Consider the following 16,251-nt stretch of genomic DNA (forward strand, 5'->3'; position numbering starts at 1 on the left):
CGGGGGCGCTCGGCGTCATGCCCCCGCCCGCTCCCGCCTCCTCCGACCCAGCAGCTCCGCGAGCCCTCGTCGGGTCGCCGCCAGCACCACCCGGTCCCCGGGGCCCAGCACATACGTAGGAGGCAGATCCCACACCAGCCCCGAAGCCGGCACCCGCTCCTCACCCGGGGGATCGGCCTCTCCCCGACGTCCCCCGGGAGGTGACGTGTTGAGCGCCAGCACCCGCCAGGCCCCGGCCCGGAACGCCTCGCCGACCGTCCGCCCCTCCAGTTGCGGATGCCCGGCCACATCCACCTCGGCGAACAGCAGCACCCGCCGCTCCACCGGGATCGCGCCCAGGATCTGCCGTCCCATCATCGCCCCGGCGAACGCGGGCGCGGCCAGATGCGACACACTCCGGCTCCGCGTCAGGGCGTGCGGGTGCGCGGCCCGCAGCGTCCGGTACACGGCCGTCGCGAAGTCGTCGTCGTACAGCCGCAGTACGACCCGCAGGTCGGGCCGTACCGACCGCGCGTACAGCGACGCCTCCAGATTCGTCGTGTCCGCGCTGGTCAGCGCCAGCAGCGCATGGGCGCGGTGGATCTTCGCGGCTTCCAGCACGCCCTCCTGCGTGACGTCCCCGAGCACCACCGGCACCCGCAGCCGTCGCGCCGTGGCCAGGCCCCGCGCCTCCGGGTCGGACTCCACGCACACCACCGGGATGTTCAGTTCACGCAGCCGCGTCAGCACGCGCGTCCCGATCTTGCCGAGCCCGAGCAGCACCACATGCCCGCCGAGCCCCCGGGGCGGCTTGCGCAGCGCGGACGCGCTGCGGAACGTGCCCAGCGCTTCCAGCACCGCTGCCAGCAGCACCGGCAGCAACAACAACCCCACCAGGCCGGACAGCAGTTGCAGCACCTGCCGGGCGGTCGACTGGTGGAGCGCGGGATCGTTGATGCCGAAGAGATCGAGCAGCGTGATGTACGTCGCGTACAGCGGATGCTCGCCGGTCACGACCATCAACCCGACGGCGAGCGCCAGTACACAGCCCACCAGCCCGGCCAGCGACCACCGCAGCCGCCGCGAGAACAGCGAGGCGAACGGCGGCACACCGCCCCGGCCCGCGGGCAGGGACGGCCCCGAGTACGACACCTGCTCCAGGACGACGGTCCCGCGCCCGGTCGCCGACGCCACCGCCGCCTCGTCGGGCAGCAGATGCGGCCCGTGCTCCCCGCTGCCCTCCGAACCGTCCGCGCCGGCCGGGTCGTTGCTCGTCGCCGACAGCAGTGCCAGGGTGCACAGACCCGGGTCGGCCACCTCGCCCGGCCGCGGCGGCTGCCGTTCGACCGCCCGCAGCACGAGCCCTTCCGTCTGGACGACCTTGCTCGTGCCGACGAGAGCGGTGGCGGCCAGTGCGGGCGCGGCCGTGTCCGCGTCGGACAGCACCGTCGTCGACGCGTCCAGGCCCGCTCCCTGACCCTCCCCGGCGGCGACGGCGGCAGTCTGGTCCAGCAGTTCCTCGATGTGCTGGCCCAACCGCCGGTTGTAGAGCCGCAGTACGAGGCGGATGCGGGGATTGAGGCGGCGGGCCGTGAGGGCTGCGCGGATGTTGGTCTCGTCGTCGTCGAAGACGAGCGCGAGCGCCGCCGCCCGGTCGGCGCCCACCTCGGTGAGCACCGCCTCGGTGATCTCCGGGGCTTCCACGACCTGTTCGTTCGCGGCCGGTTCGCCGCTCGCGCCGGTCCGGTTGACGGCCGCGTTCACGACCCGGTCCAGCAGCGCGGCCGAGGCGGCCCGGGCCCGTCCGACCACGGGCTGCCGCACACGTCGCCCGGAGGGCGGCACGACCAGCGTGACCTGCTCCGCGTAGACGCCGCGGAGTTCGGCGGCCAGCCGGTGCGCGAGGCCGTCGTCACCGCACACGATCATGTGCGTGGCCGGATCACTCGGCTGACCTTGGTTCGGAACGCTCCCCACGAGGAGAAGACTGCCTCACCGGGACGACCGGTTCCAGAAGGGGACGGCGTGACGTGAACGCCCGGCCGTCGCCGCCCGTACGCAAGGGGAGGGAATGGGGAATGCCCTCGCGCACCACCGGAGGTACCGGGCCCGTGGCCATCACGAACAGAGCCCCGCAGCACAGCGCTGAGCCCGGCGACGCCGGGGCGGCCGCGGGCAGCGGCACCGGGACGGACCCGGGGCGGGATGCCGGTCCGGGCGCGCTCGAGAACCACGGGACGGACACCGGCAAGGAGGAGGGCCGGTATCTCAACTCGCCTCTCCTGCTGACCCTTCTGCTGCTCACGGCGGTGATGTTCCAGGACCCGGTCCGCGGAGCCCTGGCCGCACCGGTGATGCAGAGCTGGATGACGGTGTTCGTCGCGGTCATGGTCCAGGCGCTGCCGTTCCTGGTGCTCGGGGTGCTGCTGTCGGCGGCCATCGCGGTGTTCGTGCCGCCGTCGTTCTTCGCCCGGGCCCTGCCGAAGCACCCGGCCCTCGCGGTGCCGGTCGCGGGCGCGGCGGGCGCGGTGCTGCCGGGCTGCGAGTGCGCGTCCGTGCCGGTGGCCGGTGCTCTGGTCCGCCGCGGGGTCACCCCGGCGGCGGCCCTGGCCTTCCTCCTGTCGGCGCCCGCCATCAACCCGATCGTGCTGACGGCGACGGCCGTGGCGTTCCCCGGCAACCCGGAGATGGTCCTGGCCCGCTTCGTCGCGAGCCTGCTGGTGGCCTGCTCGATGGGCTGGCTCTGGCACCGGCTCGGCCGTACGGACTGGCTCCGTCCCCCGGCCCGCGCGTCGCACGAGGGGCAGGGCCGGGGAGCGGCCTTCTGGGGCTCGGTCCGCCACGACGTGACGCACGCGGGCGGTTTCCTGGTGATCGGCGCGATGGCCGCGGCCACCCTCAAGGCCGTCGTCCCCGCGGGGTGGCTGAGCCTCGCGGCCGGCCACCCCGTGCTGTCGGTCCTGGTCCTCGCGGTCCTGGCCGTCCTGCTCTCCATCTGCTCGGAGGCGGACGCGTTCGTGGCGGCGTCCCTGACCCAGTTCTCCCTGACGGCCCGTCTGACGTTCCTGGTCGTCGGCCCGATGATCGACCTGAAGCTCTTCGCGATGCAGGCGGGCACCTTCGGCCGCTCCTTCGCCCTGCGCTTCGCCCCCGCGACCTTCGCCCTGGCCGTCGTCGTGTCGGCCCTGACCGGAACGGTCCTGCTGTGAACCGCCTGGCCCAGACGGCCCTCCTCTTCCTGCTCGGCGCGACCCTCCTGCACGCCGGCACGACCGACCTCTACCTGCGTTACGTCAAGGAGGGCCTGCGCCCCCTGGTCCTCCTGGCGGGCGCGGTCCTCATCGCCACGGCGGCGGCCACCCTCTGGTACGACCGCCGCGGCAAGCCCGCACACGACCACCACCGCGAACCCCGTGTCTCCTGGCTCCTCACGCTCCCGGTCCTCGCCCTGATCCTGGTCGCCCCGCCGGCCCTGGGCTCCTACAGCGCGGCGCACACCGGTACGGCCCTGACGAAACCCTTCGGCTTCCCGGCCCTCCCCACCGGCGACGCCCCCCTGCGCCTGGCCGTGGCGGACTACGCCGGCCGCGCGATCTACGACGACGGCCGCGCCCTCCACGACCGCGAGCTGAAGATCACCGGCTTCGTCACCCTGGACCGGACCGGCGCCCCCTACCTGGTCCGCATGGGCCTCAACTGCTGCGCCGCCGACGCACAGCCGGTCAAGATCGCCCTCACCGGCAACACCCCGCCGGTCCTGAGCCCGGACACCTGGCTGGAGATCACGGGCACCTACACCCCCCGCCGCACCAAGGACCCGGTCAACAACGGCCCCATCCCCTACCTCGAGGTGACGACCGCGAGGCCGGTCCCCACCCCGCACGACCCCTACGACGAGACGTGGAACTCCTGAACTACGGTGTGGAGAAGCCTCTTTGGGGTACTCGGAGAAGACCGCTGATCAGCGAGGGGTAGGCATGACCACACTCCGAGGCGAGCGCACGGCGGACCTCGGCCGGCCGCTTCCGCCCGAGGCGGCCCGCGAGGAACTGGCGAGGGCCGACCACCGGGCGGGCCTGACCCTGGCCACCCTCGGCGCCGCCCTGGCCGCCCTCCTCACCGCCATCACCGCCGGCGTCATCACCCCCGCCCAGTACGCCGCGATCCCCCAGCTCCTCCTCTGGACCGGCTGCGCGGCCTGCGCCCCGTCCCTGGTCCTGCTGAGCCTGGCGAGGACGCCCCACCCGCCCTCGACCACCGACACCCCGCCGCAGCTCCTGACCCGGACGACCCGCGTCAAGCACCGCCGGATACGGCACGCGATGACGTGGGGGGCGGCGTTCCTCGCCCTCACCCTCGCGGGGACGCTGGTGGGGGCGCTCTCCTAGGCGGCCCGCCGGATCACCGGTCCTGAGCAGGGGACGGGGACAGCGCCCGGCGCCCCCGGGCAGGGAACCGGAGGGTCAGGCGGAGCCCGGCTCCTGCTGCAACTCGCTCACGAAGTCCACGTACTTGATGAGCAGACGGGCGAACTCGAGCCGCTCCTCCTCCGGCCAGCCCTGGGTGATGCGCTCGAAGGCCGCGCATCCCCTGTCGGCACGTCGCTGAGGTGGGCCGGCCTTCCGGTTGACCGGCTCGGGCACGAGATGAGCCGTTCCGGCTGCTGCGTGCGGCGCGCGCGGATACAGTGCTGCGACCAGTTGGGGGGACATACGAAGTGGACGAAGTGACGTTCGCGGCGACCACCGTGGCCGCGGCTTTCCTCACCCAGGCGACCCAGGAGGGGTACCAGAGGGTCCGTGAGGCCATCGGCCGTCTGATGCGACGCAGCGGTCAAGGGGACGGGGCAACGGCTCAGCTCGAGCGTCTGGACCGAGACCGGACTGCTGTGACCCAGGCCCCCGCAGGCGACCGTGAGGCCGTCGTACGGGCCGCCGCGATCACGTGGGCTCCCGTGCTCGAACGGCTCGCGGACTCGGAACCGGTCGCGTACGCGGAGCTGCTGGCCCTGGGCCGGCAGGATCGCCCGACCTCCGTGGTCAACCAGCACAACCACGGAACGGGCACCTTCATCAACGGCAACGTCACAGGCGGCCTCACCATCAACCACGGCGCAGGGAATGACGGACACGCCTGACTCCCCGCGCCAGACCGGGCAACACAACAGCGGACCTGGCGTGTTCATCGCGGGCAACGTGTACGGCGACGTCTTCAACCACCAGACGGCACGTCCGGACCACGGGCGGTACGACGAGCCCCAGGCTTCGAAGAGACACCGGCGCAGCGAGAAGGAGAGTCTGCAAGGAAGGCAACCGGAGGCAGCGAAGAGGACGGGACACGGCGGGGCACTGCTCGGCTGGACGTCGCTCACCGTCTGGCTGCTCGGGGCGTCCTGCTACAGCGTGGTCGCTGCGTTCACCGCCCCAGAAACGGCTGGGGGGCATGCCGGAGCCGTTCTCGGTGCCGTGCTCTTCGCCCTGGGCGGGTTGATCCCGCTGGCCTTCGCGTGCACAGCTCTCGCGGAGGTCTGCGCCGCGGGCACGGCCAATGCTGCCGAGTCCGCGAGGAAGCGAGGGGTGCAGGGGCAGCAGGCCGCAGCCCGTCTGAATCTTCGGTACGCGACCTCAGCGGCCCGAGTGGCGGGCGTCAGCGCAGTCCTGGCCGGTTTCATCACGGGGATCTTCGGGTTCTTGTCCATCGGGAAGAAGGCCGCGGACCGTGCCCACGCCGCCCGTGAACTCGCCGAGTCCGAGCTTGCCCGGACCTGCTCCGCGCTGGGGGAGAACCTCGAGTGGCGGTGATCCCGCTGACGCTTGTCGCCGTGAACGATCTCCGTGTCATTCGTTGCCCAACGGACCTGTCCGCTGGTCGGACTGTGGGGCAGACCGGGGCAACTCTGAGTTGAGGCTTCACTACGGAGGCGGTGAAACAGTGGATGACGTCTTCGACCGGGATCAGGAAGGGGATGACAGGAGGGCGAGGGAGAGGGCGACGCGGTGGCCTGATCGTTCGGCCCTCTGCTTGGCCCCCGAGCATGACGTATCCCCGAACGGATCGACGGCAGTGAGCCGCCCGGTTATGTCGAGGACTGAGAGCCCGGTGTCTATACCTTGCTCGCGACCACCATGTAGTTCTCGGCCTCAAGATCGAACGTGCTCACTTCCGTCCGGAGTCCGACCCGGTGCAGCTCGACTTCGAGTTCCTCGTACCGGTAGGGCCAGCAGGACAGCAGTTCCGAGCGGACAAGAACCAGCCCAGTCGCATCAACTTGGGCGATCGCAATCTCGATGTGGTGCTCATCCTCCCAATGCGGCGCAATCTCCCAGCGGTAGACCACGACGGCATCGCGCCCGTTTCGTCGGACGAGTCGGTCCCTGATGTCCAGCCGGGAACCTCTGGCCCTCACGAGTTCCCAAGTGCGGGATGTGAGCACCAAGCGCCCGCCAGGGCGCAGAAGCCGTGACATCGACTCCAGAGCAGCACCTCTGCCTGTCGCGCCCGCGGCATGGTGAAGCGAATTGCCGACGCAAAACACCATGTCGAACGTGGCGTCCTCGAAATGATCGGGCAACTCTTCCCAGTTCGCCCGCACGGTCCGGACAGAGGCCCCGAACTCCTCAGACAGCTCTGCAGTCCGGCGAACCATCGCTTCACTGGCGTCAGTTGCGACAACCTGCATGCCGCGACCGGCGAGGCCGACCGCCAATTGTCCGGTTCCGCACGAACAGTCGAGGACGTGAGCGTTCGACGGCAGGAGGCTCAGGACGTCATCGAACGACGCAGCGAACTCGGCGGGAGGCAGCTTTGCATCCGAGATGAGCCATTCGTACACCTCGGCAAGCACGTCATATTCCGTCACAACCACTACCTCCGTCACCCGGCAGACTCACGGCGGGACGTCAGTCCAACAGAGGAGCAAGCCGGGCACCAATGGTTTTTGCAAGGACAACCCGTCCGCCCATGCCGCGGATAGCGCGAGCTGATTCACTCGGTCATTCGCCGTGTTCGGCGCTTCGGAACAATCAATACGTCCGAACGTGATGCGCAGCGTGTCGAGTACGCGGATGAGGATGTTCGTCTTGCCGGTGTTGTTGAAGACCTCGCCACAGCTTGGCCCTCGAAGTGGCTGTTCAGTCCGATGAGAAGAAGATTCCGGGTCTCCTCCTCTCTTATCTTGGCGCTCGTGACCGGAGCCCGCTCCAGCGTGTTCGCGCTGGTTTCGCAGCACTTCGAGGGCCGCCTCCTGGTGTGCTTCGGCCAGAGCAGGTTCCGGGCGAAACGGCTTGACCGGGACCGTCGTCTTCGTGGGAACGATCTTCTTGCGCTGAAAAATGGCGCCGAGTTCGACGAAAGGTGATGGGGAAGATCAGGCGCACATCTGAAAAGGCGGGGGCGGGGCCCAGGGCGAACGGCTCGTAGGGCAGGGCTCGGTCGACGACCTTCTCTGCCGTCAGCTGAGGATCGTGGTCCCAGAAGACGTAGTCGCTGATGTGCGGGCAGCCAAGTCCACGCACGAGTGCTGTGATGATCTCGTCGGCTTCGGCCTGGTCGGCGTAGTCAGCGTTCATGAGCCGCTGGACGAGGTGGATGCCATCCGCTCGACTCATGCTGCGGGGCGTGCTCACGCCGCCTCTGTGCCAGGTCTCCGGCCGTGCTCCAGGTAGACCGGCGAAGCTGCTGCCCGGGCCTCTGTTACCGCGATGACGCGTCGGGCCAACCGCGGGATGGTGTGCTCCGAGATCTGCTCGGGAGTGAAGAAGGCGAAGCTCTTCAGCTCCTCGGGCTGCAAGCGGATCCGGGCCAGGTCGTCCCGGCCGAGCTGATCGCCGTCGAACAGGTACAGCACCTTGTCGCCCTCAGCCCCTTCGGGGCCCAGTCGACCGCCGGTCTCGACGTACCCGCCGGGGATCTCCCAGTAGTCCTTGTACATGGGTTCCACATGAGGACCCGCCCCGCGGCATCAAAGAAGAGCGCACCCGCTGCCATGCGCGGATGCGCCATCTTCGCTTCCTGTGCGTTCAGTGCCACGCAGCCGAGAGTAACCAGCACAGATGGGCATGCAGCCTGATGGCCAGGGCGCCAGGGTCGCCAGGTTGCGGCTCGGCCGGCCCCTTTGGTTCCGGACCCAGGTGAGCTCGCTCTGCCGGCGCCATGCGTCGAGGTCCTGTGGCAGCAGTTCGAGGACCAGGGCTGGGAACGGCTTGCCGCTGGCGACAGCTGGGAGGAACACGGGCTGGTCTTCTCCTCGGCCGTCGGCAAGCCGCTCGACGCGACCAACGTCCGGCGGGCCTTCCGCCAGGCGCTCAAGGACGCCGAGGGGATGATTGCCGACGAGTGGACGCCCCGGGAGCTCCGGCACAGCTTCGTGTCCCTGCTGTCCGACCGTGGCGTCCCGCTGGAGGAGATCTCCCGTCTCGTCGGCCACTCCGGGACAGCCGTGACCGAGGAGGTCTACCGGAAGGGGATCCGCCCGTGATCCAGGCCGGCGCGGTGGTCATGGACAGCATCTTCAAGCGCGGTCTGGAGCGTTAGTCACGCAGATAGACACGCACACGAAACAGGTCCGCAGCCTACTCACGTGAGTAGGCTGCGGACCTGGTGTTTCTCTGTCGGGGTGGCGGGATTTGAACCCACGACCTCTTCGTCCCGAACGAAGCGCGCTGCCAAGCTGCGCTACACCCCGATGTCGCTGCTGTCGCGGCGACGACGTTTACTTTAGCCCACCGGTGGCTAGAGACGAAATCCGGTTTTGCCGCGGTGGCGGATGGGGTTCGGGCGGGCGTGGTCGAGGGCCACGAGGAGGACGGCCAGGGCGTAGAAGGAGAGGCCCAGGAGGAGGGCGTTGCCGAGGACCCGCTTGAAGCCGTCCTGGCCGACGTCCAGGAAGGTGTAGAGGTAGCGGTCGGGGGTGCCCGGGAGGAGCAGCTCGCCCCGGGTGAGGCAGAAGGCCAGGTAGGCCATCGGGTAGAGGAGCCAGGTGCTGGCCTGGCGGAGGTGCAGGCGGCCGGGGGACGTGAGCAGGAGCCAGTCCAGTAGCGCCGCGATCGGGGTCACCGTGTTCAGCACCCCGTGGGAGAGGGCCTGCCAGCCCCTCGGCGTGGCCGCCTCGCCCGTGAGAGAGAACGGGCTCGCCTCGTTCGCCAGGAGCAGGTGGTGCACCAGGGCGGCGATCACGACGTAGAGCAGGGTCGCCCCCAGCACCGCACCCGGCAGCGGACGCCTGGCCGTCCAGGCGCGGCGGGCCGAGAGGGTCATGACCAGGGCCAGCAGCAGGTTGCTCTGGATCACGAAGTAGCTCAGGACCCGGGACGGGTCGCCGAGGAGCAGTTCCAGTGCCACGCCCGCGGTCGCCACGAGGGCGATCAGCAGGCGGAAGGCCGCGGCCGCGGGGCGGCGGACCGGGGTGACGACGGCCGTGGCGGGCACGGGGGCGGGCTTCAGTGCCGGCGGGGACGGTATCGCTGGGAGGTCCGGGATGTCCCGGGGTATCGGGGCGGTCATGCCCCCACGCTGACAGAAGCGGACATAGGGGGCGATGTGGGCAGGGCTGTGCGGGTTACCCCGCCCGGGCCGGGCCGCCGCGTCCCGTTACCTCCCGCGCCTCGCCCACCTCGCCTGCCTCGATCTACCTCGCCTACGTCCCCTAGCTCCTCTGCTCCCTACCGCTACCTGCCCTGTCTGCCTACCTGCCCACAGCCTCGCGTCCGACCAGCGTCAGCAACGTCGCCTCCGGCGGGCACGCGAACCGTACCGGTGTGTAGCGGTTCGTGCCGCAGCCCGCCGACACGTGCAGGTACGACGTACGGCCCTCCTTCGTGTGCGTGGACAGGCCCTTCACCCGCTCCGTGTCCAGGTCGCAGTTGGTGACCAGGGCACCGTAGAAGGGGATGCACAGCTGGCCGCCGTGGGTGTGGCCGGCCAGGATCAGGGGGTAGGCATCGGCCGTGAAGGCGTCCAGGCTGCGCAGGTAGGGGGCGTGGACCACGCCCATCGAGAAGTCCGCCGACGGGGACGGGCCGCCCGCCACCTGCGCGTAGCGGTCCCGCTTGATGTGCGGGTCGTCCAGGCCCGTGAGCTCCACCGAACCGCCCTCGAGCTTGAGCTCGCCGCGCGTGTTGGTCAGGTTGAGCCAGCCCGCCGCGTCGAAACCGTCCCGCAGGTCCTCCCACGGGTTGTGCACCACGCCCTCGGCCGGCACGTTGCCGTTGAGCCCGTGGCGGCCCTGGGCCTTCTCGAGCAGGTAGCGGGCGGGGTTGCGCAGCTTGGGGCCGTAGTAGTCGTTGGAGCCGAAGACGTACGCGCCGGGGAACTCCATCAGCGGGCCGAGCGCGTCCAGGACCTCCGGAACGCCCTCCGGGTCGGACAGGTTGTCGCCCGTGTTGATCACGAAGTCGGGGCGCAGGCCCGCCAGGGAGCGCAGCCAGCGCTGCTTCTTGCGCTGGCCGCCGACCATGTGGATGTCGGAGACCTGGAGCACGCGCAGGGGGCGCATTCCCGGTGGCAGGACCGGGACGGTGACCCGGCGGAGGCGGAAGGAGCGGGCCTCGAAGCCCGCCGCGTACACCAGACCGGCGGCGCCAGCCGCCGCGATTCCCAGGGGGACTCCGTATCGCGCGCGCATACGACCATCGTGTCAGACCCCGGCCGTGGTCCGTGCCGGGCGGTGCCCGAAATCCCCTGATCGCACCGGCCCTTCGACCATGACCGCCTAAAACGAGGGGCGCCGTTCCTTTCGGACCTGCGACAATCGACCCCATGACCACGCTCAAGTCGAAGCTGCAGGATGACCTCAACGTTGCGATCAAGGAGCGCGACGAGCTGCGCTCCTCGACGCTCCGGCTGACGCTCGCCGCGATCACCAAGGAGGAGGTCGCGGGCAAGGAGAAGCGCGAGCTCTCCGACGACGAGGTCCAGAAGGTGATCACCCGGGAGGCGAAGAAGCGGCGTGAGGCGGCCGACGCGTTCGCCCAGGGCGGTCGCGCCGAGCAGGCCGAGCGGGAGAAGGCGGAGGGCGAGGTCCTCGCCACGTACCTGCCGCAGCAGCTGTCGGACGAGCAGCTCCAGCAGATCGTCGCCCAGGCGGTCGAGGAGGCGAAGGCGGCCGGTGCCGAGGGGCCGCGGGCCATGGGCGCGGTCATGAAGATCGTGAACCCGAAGGTGGCCGGGCAGGCCGAGGGCGGCCGCGTCGCCGCCGCGGTGAAGAAGCTGCTGGCCGGCTGACCTGTCTGATCGGCCGGAGGAGCCACTGGCTGAACGGCCGGAGGGTGCTCCCACTGCGTGATCGGCCGGAGGGTGCTCTCGCTGTCTGATCGGCCGGAGGCGTTGCCCCGGCTGTATCGGCCCGAGGGCGCTCCCACCGCCTGACCCGCCTGATCGGCCCTGAGGCGGCCGACCACTCAACCGGACGACAGGCCCCTGGACGGCGGCCCAGGACGGGGACGCCGTACGACGACGGACCGCACGAAGCGACGGCCCCCGTGGACGACGCCCCGCACGAAACGACGGCCCCTCCCCACCCACGCGGGTAGGAAGGGGCCGTTCGCCGTTCCGTCACGCCGTCGGCTCAGCCGAAGCGGCCGCCGTTTCCGTTGCCGCCGCCGTTGTCCTGCCCACGGAAGAAGCCCTCCGGGATGGAGAACGAGGGCGTCGGGAAGGTCTCGCCACCGCCACCGCCACCGCCACCGTTGTTGCCGCCGACCAGACCGCCGATGAAGCCGTCGTTGCCACCGTTGCCGCCGTCTCCACGGCCGCCACCGTCTCCGTCCCCGTCCCCGCGGTCCCGCGGCCTGCTGTCGGGGATGTGCACGGTGTGGAAGTCCTCGACGGGCTTGCCCTCCAGCGCGCCTGACATCATGTCGCCCCAGATCGGACCGGGGACCTCGCCACCGAACACCTTGCCGTACGACCGGCCGCCGATGGTGATGCCGGACATCTTGCGCTTGTGCGCGGGGTCGCCGACCCAGACCGCTCCGGCCATGTTCGGCGTGTAGCCCACGAACCAGGCCGCGTAGCGCTCGTCCGTCGTTCCGGTCTTGCCGGCGCTGGGGCGGCTGCCGAGGCCGGCCTTCTTGCCCGTACCGTCCTCGACGACGCCCTTCAGCAGCGCGTTGATGGTGTCGGCGGTGTTCTCCGACATCGCGCGCGAGCAGGTCGACTTCGGGACCGCGAGCGACGTGGTCTTGTCACCGACCCGCCGGCTGACCGACTCGATGGCGACCGGCGTGCAGTACATGCCCCGCGAGGCGAAGGTCGCGTACGCGTTCGCCATGGTCAGCGGGGACATCTCCTGGGTGCCGAGGGCGATCGAGGGCACCTGCGGCATCTTGTTGCCGTCGGCCCGCACGACGCCCATCTTCTTCGCCATCGTCGTCACCGGGCAGATGCCGATGTCGCTGATCATCTGCACGTAGTAGGTGTTGACCGACTTGGCGGTCGCCTCCCGCATGTCGTACGGGCCGACCTCGGAGGAGTTCTCGTTCTGCAGCTTGGCCGGGCGGTTGGGGTCGTTCACCCACCGCTTGCCGTCGCAGGCCGAGACCGGGCTCGGGTACGCCATCCGGAAGGGCGAGGAGTACACCTTGTTCGCCGGCATGCCGTCCTCGAGGGCCGCGGCGGCCACGATCGGCTTGAACGTCGAGCCGGGCTGGTACCCCATGCCGCCGCCCATGGCGTCGTCGACGGACAGGTTGAGGGTCGTCTCGCCGTTCTTGATGTCGACGCCGTACGGACGCGACTGGCCCATGGCGAGGATCTTGCCGGAGCCGGGCTGGACGATCGTGGCGGCGGTGGCCACCTCGTCGCTCTTGTAGACGTGCTCCTTGATGGACCGCTGCGCGGCGTTCTGCGACTGCGGGTCCAGCGTCGTGCGGATGGTGAGGCCGCCCTGGTTCCAGATCTTCGCGCGCTGCTCCTTGGTCTTGCCGAAGACCGGGTCGGTCAGGAAGACCTCGCGCACGTAGTCGCAGAAGAAGCCCGCGCCCTTGACCGCGGTGATGCAGCCGTTCTTGGGCTTGCTGACCTTCAGGCCGAGCGGTGCCTTCATGGCGTCGGCGGCCTGCGCGGAGGAGATGTCGCCGACGGCCGCCATGCGCTGGAGCACGGTGTTGCGGCGCTTGGTGGCCTCCGTCTCGTCGTTGACCGGGTCGTACCGGCTGGGCGACTGGACGATGCCGGCGAGCAGGGCCGCCTGCTCGAGGCTGAGGTCCTTGGCGGACTCGGAGAAGTAGCGCTGGGCGGCGGCCTCGACGCCGTAGGCCTGCTGCCCGAAGAACGTGATGTTCAGGTAGTTCTCGAGGATCTTCTTCTTGCCCAGCTCCTCCTCGACCTGGATCGCGTACTTGAGCTCGCGGATCTTGCGGCCGATGGTCTGCTGGGTGGCCTGCGCGACCTTCGTCGGGTCGTCGCCCGCCTCCTCGACGAAGACGTTCTTCACGTACTGCTGCGTCAGCGTCGAGGCGCCCTGGGAGACCTCACCGCTGCGCGCGTTCTTGTCGAGGGCGCGCAGCACGCCCTTGAGGTCGACGGCGCCGTGCTGGTAGAAGCGCGAGTCCTCGATCGCGACGATCGCCTTCTGCATGTACGGCGAGATGTCCTTGAGGGGGACCACCGTGCGGTCGCGCGAGTACACCGTGGCGATCTGGCCGCCGTCGGCGTCGAGGATCGTGGTGCGCTGACTCAGCGGCGGGGTCTTCATGTTGACCGGGAGCTCGTCGAAGCTCTCGACCGATCCCTTGGCCGCCAGGCCCAGCGCGCCCACGGCGGGCAGTGCGATGCCGGCCAGCACGGCTCCCGCGAGGACACTGACTCCGAGGAACTTGGCGGCCTGCTGCGTGGGAGACAGACCACCGCCCGAGCGCTTCTTTGGCATGGGGGCAGCCTACGTTCTCATTCGCCGGACAGGCGTATAGGCCTTGGCCTAAGCTGCTCTCAACTGTCACAGCAGTGAGGCCACGTATCAATACGTCCGGCGACCCCGAATCGTTCTGGGTGTTCCCCGACTTTTTTGTCGGGGTCGTGTCCGAATCCGCCTTGTGTGTCATACGGCGTCCGTTGTGGCGCAACTGAACTGTCCTGGTTTGCCGGGAAAGTTACGTATGTCGCCAGCTCACTCCCCCGGGTGATCTGCCGCTTACCCATAGTCCGTTCGGGCCATTCAAGATTGGGCCCGCTGGGGGTGTTGCGCTGTGCCCACCTTCCGTAACGTCCTCAACTGGCGGCGGTGAATATGCCGCTGCCGCCGTGGGGGAGCCTCGATTCGGGAGAGGACGGCGCCGGTATGGGCTGGGTAGTCGACTGGAGTGCGCAGGCGGCCTGCCGCACTACCGATCCGGATGAACTGTTCGTTCAAGGAGCAGCGCAGAACAGGGCCAAGGCGGTGTGCACCGGCTGCCCGGTGCGCACGGAGTGCCTGGCTGACGCGCTCGACAACCGCGTCGAGTTCGGTGTGTGGGGAGGCATGACGGAGCGGGAGCGCCGCGCACTGCTGCGCAGGCGTCCCACGGTGACCTCCTGGCGCCGGCTGCTGGAGACGGCGCGCACGGAGTACGAGCGGGGGTGCGGTGTGCTGCCCCTCGACGACGACGAGATCTACGAGAACTACGCGGCGGTGAGCTGAGGAATTCCTCCGGGAAGTCCCCAGGTCCTGGTAGGGCCCTTCGCCGCCGGTGCCGACGAGTCCCCACCCTGGTGACCCGCCCTCACCCGGTTGCGCTCAGGCACTCGCCTCGGGCGGTTCCGGCAGGTCGGCGGGGTCGGGAAGCTCACGCTCGTCGGCCGCCAGCCGGTCGCCGATCTCGCGCAGTCCCGCGAGGTCGTGCACGTCCCCGGGCAGTGCGGCCACTTCCGTCACGGCCACCTCGGGGTGGAGCGCGGTGAAGCGGTCACGCGTGCGCTGCTCACGGGAGAGCAGCTGCATGCGATCGGCGTGCAGCCTCAGCAGACCTGCCGTGAGCTGCTCGACGGACCGCTCGGGGTCCTCCATGTGCTCCGTGTCCCCGGGGTGCTCGGTGTCCTCGACGTCATCGGTGGGGGAGCCACCTTCGGGAGCCGATGCCCGAGCTGGTGTTCCGGGCGTGGGAGAGTCTGAACTGGTTTGTGCGTCGGGGGAGTTACGAAGTACTGCTTTCCCGTCCTCCTGATCCACAATGCGGGGCTCTTCAAGATTTTCCGCGGCGGCGAGCGCCCGCTCGGCCGACAGCCCGCCGGCGCCGCTGCCGTGCACCCGGTTGAGCACCAGACCGGCCAGCGGCATGTCCTCCGCGGCCAGCCGCTCCACGAAGTAGGCGGCCTCGCGCAGCGCGTCCCGCTCCGGGGCCGCGACCACGAGGAACGCCGTGCCGGGCGCCTGGAGCAGCTTGTACGTCGCGTCCGCGCGGGTGCGGAAGCCGCCGAACGTGGTGTCCATCGCGGACACGAACGTCTGGACGTCCTTGAGGAGCTGACCGCCCAGCAGCTTGCCGAGGGTGCCGGTCATCATCTGCATCCCGACGTTCAGGAACTTCATCCCGGCCCGGCCGCCCAGCTTCGCGGGTGCGGTCAGCAGCCGGATCAGCCGGCCGTCCAGGAACGAGCCGAGCCGCTTGGGCGCGTCCAGGAAGTCCAGCGCCGACCGGGACGGCGGGGTGTCGACGACGATCAGGTCCCACTCGTCCCGGGCACGCAGCTGCCCGAGCTTCTCCATCGCCATGTACTCCTGCGTTCCCGCGAAGCCCGCCGAGAGCGACTGGTAGAAGGGGTTGCCCAGGATGGCGGCCGCCCGCTCGGGGTCCGCGTGCGCCTCGACGATCTCGTCGAAGGTGCGCTTCATGTCGAGCATCATCGCGTGCAGCTCGCCGCCCGCCGTGTCGTCGATGCCCTTCACCCGGCGCGGGGTGTTGTCCAGGGAGTCGATGCCCATGGACTGGGCCAGCCTGCGGGCCGGGTCGATGGTCAGGACGACCACCTTGCGGCCCCGCTCGGCCGCGCGCAGCCCCAGGGCCGCCGCGGTCGTCGTCTTGCCGACCCCGCCCGAGCCGCAGCACACCACGATCCGGGTCTTCGGGTCCTCCAGCAGCGGATCGACGTCGAGCAGGCGCGCGGGGGCGAGGTGCGGGCGGGCCGGATCGTGGGTGTGGGCCGGGTCCGGACGACTCATGACATCCCCTGCTTCCGACTCATGACGGGCCTTGCCTGTCTGTCCTGGCGCGTGACGTGCGCTGCTCGCGTGCCCTGTCGGTCCTGGCGCGTGACGCGCGCTGCTCGCGTGCCCCGTCCGTGCCGGCTCATGACACGCCC

General features: G+C 70.0%; 16 protein-coding genes, 1 tRNA gene and 1 pseudogene. 9 read left to right on the plus strand and 9 right to left on the minus strand.

The annotated features are described in order from the left end of the window. Positions 1-15 precede the first annotated feature (15 nt). A complete protein-coding gene (locus AB0B29_RS27830) occupies positions 16-1,908 on the minus strand; it encodes a potassium channel family protein (RefSeq protein ID WP_362244359.1) in 1,893 nt (630 codons plus the stop codon). Between the two features lie 149 nt (positions 1,909-2,057). Between AB0B29_RS27830 and AB0B29_RS27835 the strand changes: the two genes are divergently transcribed. The 3 genes from AB0B29_RS27835 (at position 2,058) to AB0B29_RS27845 (ending at position 4,367) form a co-directional block, all read left to right on the plus strand. Then, positions 2,058-3,188: a permease gene (locus AB0B29_RS27835; RefSeq protein WP_436845891.1), complete on the plus strand. Its 1,131-nt coding sequence runs from the start codon at positions 2,058-2,060 to the stop codon at positions 3,186-3,188. Continuing rightward, complete coding sequence (locus tag AB0B29_RS27840) at positions 3,185-3,892, plus strand: TIGR03943 family putative permease subunit (RefSeq protein ID WP_362244205.1); 708 nt, start codon at positions 3,185-3,187, stop codon at positions 3,890-3,892. The genes AB0B29_RS27835 and AB0B29_RS27840 overlap by 4 nt, the downstream gene beginning before the upstream one ends. A gap of 64 nt (positions 3,893-3,956) precedes the next feature. Then, positions 3,957-4,367 (plus strand): hypothetical protein, encoded by a 411-nt coding sequence (locus AB0B29_RS27845; protein ID WP_362244206.1) that lies wholly within the window; start codon positions 3,957-3,959, stop codon positions 4,365-4,367. A gap of 75 nt (positions 4,368-4,442) precedes the next feature. Here AB0B29_RS27845 and AB0B29_RS27850 read toward each other — a convergent pair whose 3' ends face one another. Further along, positions 4,443-4,622, minus strand: coding sequence for a hypothetical protein (locus AB0B29_RS27850; protein WP_362244207.1), 180 nt, complete (start codon positions 4,620-4,622; stop codon positions 4,443-4,445). 74 nt (positions 4,623-4,696) lie between these two features. Between AB0B29_RS27850 and AB0B29_RS27855 the strand changes: the two genes are divergently transcribed. After that, complete coding sequence (locus tag AB0B29_RS27855; protein WP_362244208.1) at positions 4,697-5,116, plus strand: hypothetical protein; 420 nt, start codon at positions 4,697-4,699, stop codon at positions 5,114-5,116. Then, positions 5,100-5,780 carry a hypothetical protein gene (locus AB0B29_RS27860; protein WP_362244209.1) on the plus strand — a complete coding sequence of 227 codons (681 nt, stop codon included), beginning with the start codon at positions 5,100-5,102 and terminating at the stop codon, positions 5,778-5,780. The genes AB0B29_RS27855 and AB0B29_RS27860 overlap by 17 nt, the downstream gene beginning before the upstream one ends. Positions 5,781-6,082: 302 nt before the next feature. Here AB0B29_RS27860 and AB0B29_RS27865 read toward each other — a convergent pair whose 3' ends face one another. After that, positions 6,083-6,838, minus strand: a complete 756-nt coding sequence (locus AB0B29_RS27865) for a class I SAM-dependent methyltransferase (RefSeq protein WP_362244360.1) — start codon at positions 6,836-6,838, stop codon at positions 6,083-6,085. A 324-nt stretch (positions 6,839-7,162) separates the two neighbouring features. Between AB0B29_RS27865 and AB0B29_RS27870 the strand changes: the two genes are divergently transcribed. Then, the gene (locus AB0B29_RS27870; protein WP_362244210.1) at positions 7,163-7,336 is read left to right on the plus strand and encodes a hypothetical protein; all 174 of its coding nucleotides are present in this window, start codon (positions 7,163-7,165) and stop codon (positions 7,334-7,336) included. A 264-nt stretch (positions 7,337-7,600) separates the two neighbouring features. Here AB0B29_RS27870 and AB0B29_RS27875 read toward each other — a convergent pair whose 3' ends face one another. Then, positions 7,601-7,909 carry a hypothetical protein gene (locus AB0B29_RS27875; RefSeq protein WP_362244211.1) on the minus strand — a complete coding sequence of 103 codons (309 nt, stop codon included), beginning with the start codon at positions 7,907-7,909 and terminating at the stop codon, positions 7,601-7,603. A 204-nt stretch (positions 7,910-8,113) separates the two neighbouring features. Between AB0B29_RS27875 and AB0B29_RS27880 the strand changes: the two are divergent. Then, positions 8,114-8,511, plus strand: a pseudogene (locus AB0B29_RS27880) (tyrosine-type recombinase/integrase); the annotation flags it as partial. Positions 8,512-8,588: 77 nt separating this feature from the next. Here the strand turns inward: AB0B29_RS27880 and AB0B29_RS27885 are convergent. From AB0B29_RS27885 to AB0B29_RS27895, 3 genes are all read right to left on the minus strand, one after another. Further along, positions 8,589-8,662, minus strand: a tRNA-Pro gene (locus tag AB0B29_RS27885). Between the two features lie 47 nt (positions 8,663-8,709). Further along, positions 8,710-9,480, minus strand: a complete 771-nt coding sequence (locus AB0B29_RS27890) for a Pr6Pr family membrane protein (RefSeq protein WP_362244212.1) — start codon at positions 9,478-9,480, stop codon at positions 8,710-8,712. A 181-nt stretch (positions 9,481-9,661) separates the two neighbouring features. After that, positions 9,662-10,600 carry a metallophosphoesterase gene (locus AB0B29_RS27895; RefSeq protein ID WP_362244213.1) on the minus strand — a complete coding sequence of 313 codons (939 nt, stop codon included), beginning with the start codon at positions 10,598-10,600 and terminating at the stop codon, positions 9,662-9,664. Positions 10,601-10,734: 134 nt separating this feature from the next. Between AB0B29_RS27895 and AB0B29_RS27900 the strand changes: the two genes are divergently transcribed. Beyond that, positions 10,735-11,199 (plus strand): GatB/YqeY domain-containing protein, encoded by a 465-nt coding sequence (locus AB0B29_RS27900; RefSeq protein WP_053669666.1) that lies wholly within the window; start codon positions 10,735-10,737, stop codon positions 11,197-11,199. 343 nt (positions 11,200-11,542) lie between these two features. Here AB0B29_RS27900 and AB0B29_RS27905 read toward each other — a convergent pair whose 3' ends face one another. Further along, the gene (locus tag AB0B29_RS27905; protein ID WP_362244214.1) at positions 11,543-13,846 is read right to left on the minus strand and encodes a transglycosylase domain-containing protein; all 2,304 of its coding nucleotides are present in this window, start codon (positions 13,844-13,846) and stop codon (positions 11,543-11,545) included. A gap of 408 nt (positions 13,847-14,254) precedes the next feature. On the opposite strand from AB0B29_RS27905, the gene wblA reads away from it, so the two are divergent. Beyond that, on the plus strand, positions 14,255-14,593 hold the full coding sequence (gene wblA, locus AB0B29_RS27910) for a transcriptional regulator WblA (RefSeq protein ID WP_030846174.1): 339 nt from the start codon (positions 14,255-14,257) through the stop codon (positions 14,591-14,593). Between the two features lie 96 nt (positions 14,594-14,689). Here wblA and AB0B29_RS27915 read toward each other — a convergent pair whose 3' ends face one another. Further along, on the minus strand, positions 14,690-16,111 hold the full coding sequence (locus AB0B29_RS27915; RefSeq protein ID WP_362244215.1) for an ArsA family ATPase: 1,422 nt from the start codon (positions 16,109-16,111) through the stop codon (positions 14,690-14,692). Positions 16,112-16,251: the final 140 nt, after the last annotated feature.

This window comes from Streptomyces tibetensis, assembly GCF_040647715.1.
In the GTDB taxonomy this organism is placed as follows: Bacteria; Actinomycetota; Actinomycetes; order Streptomycetales; family Streptomycetaceae; genus Streptomyces; species Streptomyces tibetensis_A.